This is a genomic window from Ruegeria sp. CDSC002 (assembly GCF_059610905.1).
On record NZ_JBXWOM010000011.1, the window covers coordinates 142,734 to 150,121 of the forward strand.

Sequence of the window (7,388 nt, forward strand, 5' to 3'; positions counted from 1 at the left end):
AGTCACGGCAAAAAGAACGACTTTGCCTTTGTGTCCCTGGCTTTGCGTATCTTGCCTGTCTCACCCTGGATAAGCCGGCGGCGCAGCCAGCCCGAGAACCAGTCCATCAGCATCACCATCAGAATGATCAGAACGATGTAATAGGCGACCTCTTCCCAATCCTTCTGGGTGATGATCGCTTGCGTCAGCAACAGACCGATGCCACCGCCGGTGATCGCACCGATCACAGTTGCGCTGCGGGTGTTTGATTCAAGGAAGTAGAGCAACTGACTTAGCAGCACCGGCGTCACCTGTGGGATCACACCATAGCGATAGCGTTGCGGTGCATTCGCCCCGGTGGATTGCACACCTTCGATCTGCTTTTCGTCGACGTTTTCTAGCGCTTCCGAGAAGATCTTGCCGAACGTGCCGGTATCGGTCACCAGAATTGCCAGCGCTCCCGTCAGCGGGCCGGGTCCAAAAGCGCGAGCCAGAACAACCGTCCAGATCAGCGCGTCTACGCCGCGTACAAAGTCGAACACACGCCGTGTCAGAAACCGGACGGATTTGAGCGGGTTGAAATTTCGCGTGGCGAGAAACGCCAAAGGCAATGCGATCATACCTGCGCCTAACGTGCCGAGAAATGCCATCAGGATGGTTTCAAAAATGGCCCAGACAACATCCTGATGCCGCCACATCTTGTTGGTCCAGAAGTCATTCAAGATCGCTCTGGCCTCGCCTTGCGCAGCCAGACCGGCCAATTCAGGGAACGACTTACCATAGTAAGGGCTATCAAGCGTGAACCAGAACAGCTCCCACCCATTGAAATAGCGGAAGACCTCGGACCGGTTGCGGGTCACGGTCAGGCGCCCCGCATCCGTTGTAATCGCCATGCGGTTTTTTGAAACGTTGATCCAATCCGGCGCCTCGCCCGCGGGCAGTTCAGCCTGAACACCAGCAGAGCGGGTCGGTGTCGCGCGGACGATGCCATAGCCGGGGATATCGTATTCCACTGTCTCGGGACCAAAGCGGACGATGTGGCCGTCTTCCAGATCAATGACCGTAGTCTCGCCTAAACTCACCCAGCCCGGAGCCTCACCGTCGGGGTAGCGGCCCTTGCGTTCACCTTCGATGGCGGTGGAAACCTCACCGGTGCGATTGTCACGCGAAACATGCGTTTTGTAGCTGTAGCTGTCTGCAATCAGCGTTTTGCCGTTCTCCCAGTTCGCACGCTCGGCCATTCCAGACACGTCGAAAGCAAAGAACACGTAAATCAGATAGACAAAAACAAGCGCGGGCAATCCAAAGTTGGTCAGCCGTTTGCGGTTGAACAAACGATCAGCCTCGGCCTTCAACTCATCGATGGTCAGGTCGGTGGCAAAAGTGCTCATGCCCGCGCTCCTTTCTCGGAACCGTGGGTCAGACGCGCACGCAACAGACCCGACATCTGATCGACAACAACAATCGTGACGAACAGCAGAAGGAAAATAGCAGCAGCTTCGTCATAACGCCCCTGCCCCCAGGACATCGCGTTGCGCAGCTCGTAACCCAAGCCGCCGGCGCCAACAAAACCAAGAATGGCCGAGGCGCGAATGTTGATCTCGAACCGCAGCAGCGCATAGCTGACATAGTTCGGTCCAACCTGCGGGATCACGCCCAGATACATCCGCTGAGACCAGTTTGCACCGACCGAATGCAGCCCTTCGACCGGCTTCAGCGAGGCATTTTCGTTCACTTCCGAGAACAGCTTGCCAAGCGCACCCGCCGTATGAATGGCAATGGCAATCATTGCGGGCACCGGACCACCGCCCAACACAAAGATCAAAACCAAAGCGATAACGATTTCAGGCACCGCGCGAAAGATATCAGCGATGCGACGAAACAGCGGGATAAGCGAGGGCCACAATGCCATGCCACGCGTGGACATCAGCGCCAGAAACGTCCCGGCGATGGCCCCTATCAACGTCGAAGCCGCAGCGATATTGAGTGTCTCGACCAGAGCCGGGAAAAACTTCACAAGGTTCTCCGGCATCGCGCCGATCTTTTCCCATGCTTCCGACAGAACCTCGGTCGGGTAGTCGAGGATACGGTGCCAGCCGTCGACAAAGCTGCCGGCATTACGGTCGTCGGCAGTGCGGAAACCCGCTGCCATCATGGCCACGAATACGATCAGAAGGATACCACCATAGACCCGCTTGCGTCGTGTCATCTCGGAATAGTCGGCCCGGATCTGGTCGACGCTGGGGGACCCTACGGTCAGGTCTGTCATGGAATGCTCCTGAGTGGAAAAACGGGGTCCGGTTGTGCGCCGGACCCCGATCATTGTGCTTACGGACTTAGTTGGACTTCAGCTTGCGCGCTTCGATAATGATTTCGTAGGCGTCGTGGGTGATCGGCATAAGGCCTTTGGATTCACCGCCCAGAACGTTGTACATGCAGTCCGGATCAATCGAATTCATCGAGGCCAGCATACCGGTCATCTTGATTTTGACATCCTCGGGCAGTTCGGTGCGCAGAACAAACGGGCCTTCAGGGATCGGAGCGGATTTCCAAATCTCGACCAGATCGTTCATGTCGACCAGGCCGGCATCCACGGCACGGCGCAGCGCGCCGGACTGATAACCGTCTTCCCAGTCCCCAAGGCCGTCGGCCCATGTCACGCCACCGTCGACATCACCGTTGTTTACGGCCACAATGGTCTGCTCATGACCACCGGTGAATTTGACTTCACCAAAATAATCACCCGAGGTCATGGTTGCACCGGTTGCCTGCGGAATTTCGATCGACGGGATAAGGAAGCCCGAGGTCGAATTGGGGTCGCCGAAGCCAAAGGTCTTATCCTTCATGTCTTCCAACGAGGCAATGCCACTATCCTTGCGGGCAAATCCGATCGAATAGTAGCCATAGCTACCATCCGTGTTGACTTTGACCAGAACAGGCTCGACCGCCTCAGGATCGCTCAGGTAGGTTTTGGCGTACCCTGATGCACCCAGCCAAGCCATGTCGATAGTGCCGCCAAGCAGCCCTTGAATGACGCCGTTATAGTCCGCCGGTGCAAACAGTTTGGTTTCAACACCCAGCAATTCCTGGGTCTGCTCGCGCAGGCATTCCTGCTTGCTCAGACGGTCCTGTGCGTTTTCTCCGCCCAGAATACCAATGCGGAATTCGGAAATATCTTGCGCCATGGCTGGCGCGGCTATCGCAGTTGTGGCCACCAGGGCGGCAATCAGTTTTTTCATCTGTCTCTCTCCGGTTTGATATGCCGGCCTTTCATCGGCCGGTCGATGAAAGGGGTGAATTGGGCCTAGATGGTCGCCTCGGCTTCCATCAACGCTTTTGAGGTCGCGTCGAGTGTTTCAATCTGGGTCGAAGTTGCCTCTTCCGAGAAGCTGGCGTCGGCGCCGTAAATTTCGCGGGCCACGCCAGTTGTCAGTTGCTCGGGCAACCCGTCGAAAACGATACGTCCGTCGCGCATACCGACGACCCGGTCACAATAGCGGCGGGCGGTATCCAGCGTATGCAGGTTGGCGATGACGGTGCGGCCGTCTTCTTCATGGATGCGGCGCAGCGCCTGCATCACCACCTGCGCGTTCATCGGGTCCAGCGAGGCGATGGGTTCGTCCGCCAGAATGATCTTAGGGCCCTGCATCAGGGCGCGCGCGATGGCGACGCGCTGTTGCTGACCACCCGACAGCGCTTCGGCGCGTTTGGGCGCGTGCGCGGCGATGCCGAGGCGATCCAGAATATCAATCGCACGGTGGATATCTTCCATCGGGAACAGGTTAAACATGGTCGCCAGTGTCGAGTGGCGGTTCAACGTGCCATGCAGCACGTTCGACACCACATCCATGCGCGGCACCAGATTGAACTGCTGAAAGATCATCGCGCAATCAGCCTGCCATGCGCGTTTATCACGGCCTTTCAGCTTGGTGATATCACGACCTTGAAACAGGATCTCGCCGTCGCTTGCATCCGTCAGACGATTGATCATCCGCAACAACGTCGACTTGCCCGCGCCGGACCGCCCGATGATGCCAATCATGCATGGCTTGTCTACATCCAGCGTCGCTGCATCAACGGCCACGTTGTCGCCAAAGCGCTTGGTCAGTTTTTCTATCCGCAGCACGTGCCACCCCCAATTCGTGTTGGCGACCAGCTACAGGCGGGATTCAACGGCTTTGTGTCGGCACAGTGAAAGTTTTGTAAACACCCCTGCGCACCGAGGGCCTACCCATTGGCGCATATCGCCGCTATACGCTGTGCCAACACGCTATCCATATGAGGCCATTCATGAGCTTTGACCGCAGCATCAAGATCGCCCCGTCGATCCTGTCCGCAGATTTCGCCAATTTCGGTGCCGAGATTCAGGCCATCGAAGCCCAGGGGGCGGATTGGGTCCATATCGACGTCATGGACGGCCATTTCGTGCCCAACCTGACCTTTGGCCCGCCCGCCGTCAAAGCGTTCCGCCCTCATGTCAAAACGGTCATGGACGTACATCTGATGATCGCGCCGGTTGATCCCTACATTCAGGCCTACGCGGATGCAGGGGCCGATATCCTGACCGCACATGTCGAGGCCGGGGCCCATACCCACCGTACTTTGCAGGCGATTCGCGCCGCTGGCATGAAGGCGGGCGTTGCGTTGAACCCCGGCACCCCGGCCGACGCGGTTGAACACTTGCTGGACCTGACCGATCTGGTTTGCGTCATGACAGTGAACCCCGGTTTTGGCGGCCAGAAATTCATCGACATGACCAACAAGATTCGCAAACTGCGGTCGATGATCGGAGACCGTCCAATCCATATCGAGATTGACGGTGGCGTCGACCCCAAGACGGCCCCGCTGGTGGCCGCAGCTGGTGCGGATGTGCTGGTTGCAGGTTCAGCCGTATTCAAGGGCGGTTCGGTCGATATCCCGGACGTCTACGGCGCAAACATCAAAGCGGTTCGTAGCGCGGCGGAATCGGCGACCTCGTAAACATCACTGCATCCAAAGTGACGCGCTAGTTGGAACGTTGCGCGTCACTTGTCGCATCCGGTTGGCGGTTCTTGTACCGAGCACGCATCTTGATCGCTTGCATGAACCGCCCCTCGGCCACCAAAGCGGCCAGAAAGTTGCCAAGATAGTCCTGGTGCAGGCCTGCGGCGGTGGCAGAATCGAACATGCTTTCTGCTGCATCGAACCTGTCCTCGGCCAGCAGCACCAGCGCATTCGTATACTGCTCAAACTCTCCATCGGGGTAGAGACCAAGCGCCTGATCAATGGCATCACGGGCTTCATCCGTGTACCCCAGCCCTAACGCGATATCCGCATGCAGGCGGTGGTCAAAGCGGTCGGCACCCTCAAGCGCGACACTGCGTCGAATGTGGAAAAGAGCGGCTTCATACTCGAGGTCGTCCGCCAACAGGCTGGCCCGCCAATAAAGCAGATAACTACCCGGTCCCACCCGGCTTTCCGCCAGCTCCAACACCTCATGCGCCTGTGATCTTTGGCCTAAGTCTGACAGCGCCCGCGCCTTTCGCACGTAGCCGTCCGTGTCATCAGGTTCGGCCTCAATCACCGCTTCGGCATCTTTCAATGCCTGTTTGGGCCGATCCAGCATCAGCAGGATAAGGGACCGGCGCGATAATGCGGTCACGAAATCCGGCTTCAGTTCCAATGCCCGACTTACGTGGTCAAACGCAGCTTCTCAATCGTTCTGCTCGGACAACAGAAAGGCGACACCGTATTCCGCATATGGATCATATGGATCCAGTTCGCTGGCGGTTCTGAACAGGCTCAGCGCTTCGCCCTGCCGGTTACGATCCACCAATTTCCAGGCAAGCTACCGCATCGCCCAAGTGTATTCAGGGTTCAGGGCCAGAGCGGTTTGCATCATCTCTTCGAATTCGGCAAAATCCATCTCTCCGGCCCGACGCGCGCTGGCGGCCAGACCAGCCATGTTGCTTGCATTGGGCTTGCGCGATATGGCTTGCCTGAACAACGCGGTCGCAGCCGCATAATCATCGCGATTGTAATACACCCACGCCCGCCCCTGCAGCCCAAGCTCGGTATCGGGATTCAAGGCCAGAATTTCGGCAAATGCGTCATCGGCCTGATCCATATCGTCGAGATCATAATAGGCCCATGCAAGTTTATCCAACATCTCACTACGCTACCGATCAGACGCGCCGACATCACCCAGCCCGTGCTGGCAGATTTCGATGATACGCTCTGGGGTGTCGCTCTGATCCAAACAGGCGGAAACATAGGTTTCCTGAGAGTTCGTAAGGAAAGGCTTGGCTTGTCCTACGCCAGCCACCGCAATCGCTGCCGTTAGGGAAATTCCCGATAATTTAGTTAACAATTTGATCATGCTGCCGAAAACCTGAATGTCTGCCGCAAGAATACTGACAATTGTGAAAAGAAAAAGACCGCCCCAATTGAAGCGGCCAAATAATTCGCCTGTGTGCCGGAAGAAACCCCGCCGCAAATCTTTCAGAGATTTTACGGATGGGCTGTGGGGTGGCGGTGGCTGTTTTGTTGTAGGTATCAACAGCTCCTACAATCCACGCCGAGGCCACTCAGCGCCGGGATGGAAAAGCCCGTTCGCGTTTGAACGGAAGGTGGCAAAAACAAGCAATCGAGCCGGTACGACTGCGTGATAGATCCACGCGCTTTCAGATCACGTTTGTTTCCTGTGTATTAAATTTCTCTGAAACGCACTCAAACGGTTTCCGTTTGCCATACTGGTGGATTGTGACCATGAACGAACGTATCCGACACCAAAAAACGAGAATACCCCCATGATTGAACGCATAGATACCGGCGAACGGTCCTCAAAAATTGTAAAACACAACGGCGTAGCCTACCTGACCGGGCAAGTCGCCGAGGGCGAGACAATTCAGGAACAGGTCCGGATTTGCCTCGAGAAGATTGACGCCCTTCTCGAACAGGCTGGCTCATCGCGCGAAAAGATGCTTCGCGTGACGATTTGGCTGGCCGACATGAAGGATTTTGCAGGTTTGAACGAGGTCTGGAATGCCTGGGTTCCAAAGGGCCATGCCCCAGCGCGGGCTTGCGGCGAAGCCAAATTGGCGCGCGCCGAGCTGAAGGTGGAGTTCATCGTCGACGCGGCTTACGACTAATTCCTGTCCGCGCAATGCGTGCTGACCATAGCAGGAATGCAAACAAAAAAAGGGCGTCCCGAGGGACGCCCTTTTCGTTTGATATCTCGAGAGCGATTACTCGACGATTTTCGACACGACGCCGGCGCCGACGGTGCGGCCGCCTTCGCGGATGGCGAAACGCAGGCCGTTTTCCATCGCGATCGGTGCGATCAGTTCAACTTCGAACGACACGTTGTCGCCGGGCATAACCATCTCGGTGCCAGCTGCCAGAGTCACGGTGCCGGTCACGTCAGTCGT

Annotated in this window: 10 protein-coding genes; 2 read left to right on the top strand and 8 right to left on the bottom strand. The window is 57.0% G+C overall.

The features are described 5' to 3' along the window. Positions 1-2: 2 nt before the first annotated feature. The 4 genes from phnE (AC2FJE_RS19080) to phnC form a co-directional block, all read right to left on the bottom strand. A complete protein-coding gene (phnE, locus tag AC2FJE_RS19080) occupies positions 3-1,370 on the bottom strand; it encodes a phosphonate ABC transporter, permease protein PhnE (RefSeq protein ID WP_496757707.1) in 1,368 nt (455 codons plus the stop codon). After that, positions 1,367-2,248: a phosphonate ABC transporter, permease protein PhnE gene (phnE, locus tag AC2FJE_RS19085; RefSeq protein WP_472724332.1), complete on the bottom strand. Its 882-nt coding sequence runs from the start codon at positions 2,246-2,248 to the stop codon at positions 1,367-1,369. The genes phnE (AC2FJE_RS19080) and phnE (AC2FJE_RS19085) overlap by 4 nt, the downstream gene beginning before the upstream one ends. A gap of 67 nt (positions 2,249-2,315) precedes the next feature. After that, positions 2,316-3,218 (bottom strand): phosphonate ABC transporter substrate-binding protein, encoded by a 903-nt coding sequence (gene phnD / locus AC2FJE_RS19090; RefSeq protein WP_496726761.1) that lies wholly within the window; start codon positions 3,216-3,218, stop codon positions 2,316-2,318. A 65-nt stretch (positions 3,219-3,283) separates the two neighbouring features. Next, positions 3,284-4,105 carry a phosphonate ABC transporter ATP-binding protein gene (gene phnC, locus AC2FJE_RS19095; RefSeq protein WP_496761309.1) on the bottom strand — a complete coding sequence of 274 codons (822 nt, stop codon included), beginning with the start codon at positions 4,103-4,105 and terminating at the stop codon, positions 3,284-3,286. 164 nt (positions 4,106-4,269) lie between these two features. Between phnC and rpe the strand changes: the two genes are divergently transcribed. Next, entirely contained in the window at positions 4,270-4,959 is a 690-nt protein-coding gene (gene rpe, locus AC2FJE_RS19100; RefSeq protein WP_496757709.1) for a ribulose-phosphate 3-epimerase, read from the top strand. 25 nt (positions 4,960-4,984) lie between these two features. Here rpe and AC2FJE_RS19105 read toward each other — a convergent pair whose 3' ends face one another. The 3 genes from AC2FJE_RS19105 to AC2FJE_RS19115 form a co-directional block, all read right to left on the bottom strand. Continuing rightward, on the bottom strand, positions 4,985-5,620 hold the full coding sequence (locus AC2FJE_RS19105) for a tetratricopeptide repeat protein (RefSeq protein ID WP_496761311.1): 636 nt from the start codon (positions 5,618-5,620) through the stop codon (positions 4,985-4,987). A gap of 186 nt (positions 5,621-5,806) precedes the next feature. Next, on the bottom strand, positions 5,807-6,127 hold the full coding sequence (locus tag AC2FJE_RS19110; protein ID WP_496699752.1) for a tetratricopeptide repeat protein: 321 nt from the start codon (positions 6,125-6,127) through the stop codon (positions 5,807-5,809). A gap of 9 nt (positions 6,128-6,136) precedes the next feature. After that, entirely contained in the window at positions 6,137-6,337 is a 201-nt protein-coding gene (locus AC2FJE_RS19115) for a hypothetical protein (RefSeq protein ID WP_496757714.1), read from the bottom strand. A 430-nt stretch (positions 6,338-6,767) separates the two neighbouring features. On the opposite strand from AC2FJE_RS19115, the gene AC2FJE_RS19120 reads away from it, so the two are divergent. Then, the gene (locus tag AC2FJE_RS19120) at positions 6,768-7,109 is read left to right on the top strand and encodes a RidA family protein (RefSeq protein WP_282120772.1); all 342 of its coding nucleotides are present in this window, start codon (positions 6,768-6,770) and stop codon (positions 7,107-7,109) included. A 96-nt stretch (positions 7,110-7,205) separates the two neighbouring features. Here the strand turns inward: AC2FJE_RS19120 and AC2FJE_RS19125 are convergent. Continuing rightward, the coding region (locus AC2FJE_RS19125; RefSeq protein WP_496691896.1) for an EF-Tu C-terminal domain-related protein at positions 7,206-7,388 on the bottom strand (183 nt) is incomplete at its 5' end.

Coding starts and splice junctions, on each gene's coding strand:
- AC2FJE_RS19115 (WP_496757714.1), bottom strand. CDS start 6,337: ATGATCAAATTGTTAACTAAATTATCGGGAATTTCCCTAACGGCAGCG.
- AC2FJE_RS19120 (WP_282120772.1), top strand. CDS start 6,768: ATGATTGAACGCATAGATACCGGCGAACGGTCCTCAAAAATTGTAAAA.
- phnE (WP_496757707.1), bottom strand. CDS start 1,370: ATGAGCACTTTTGCCACCGACCTGACCATCGATGAGTTGAAGGCCGAG.
- rpe (WP_496757709.1), top strand. CDS start 4,270: ATGAGCTTTGACCGCAGCATCAAGATCGCCCCGTCGATCCTGTCCGCA.
- AC2FJE_RS19110 (WP_496699752.1), bottom strand. CDS start 6,127: ATGTTGGATAAACTTGCATGGGCCTATTATGATCTCGACGATATGGAT.
- phnD (WP_496726761.1), bottom strand. CDS start 3,218: ATGAAAAAACTGATTGCCGCCCTGGTGGCCACAACTGCGATAGCCGCG.
- phnE (WP_472724332.1), bottom strand. CDS start 2,248: ATGACAGACCTGACCGTAGGGTCCCCCAGCGTCGACCAGATCCGGGCC.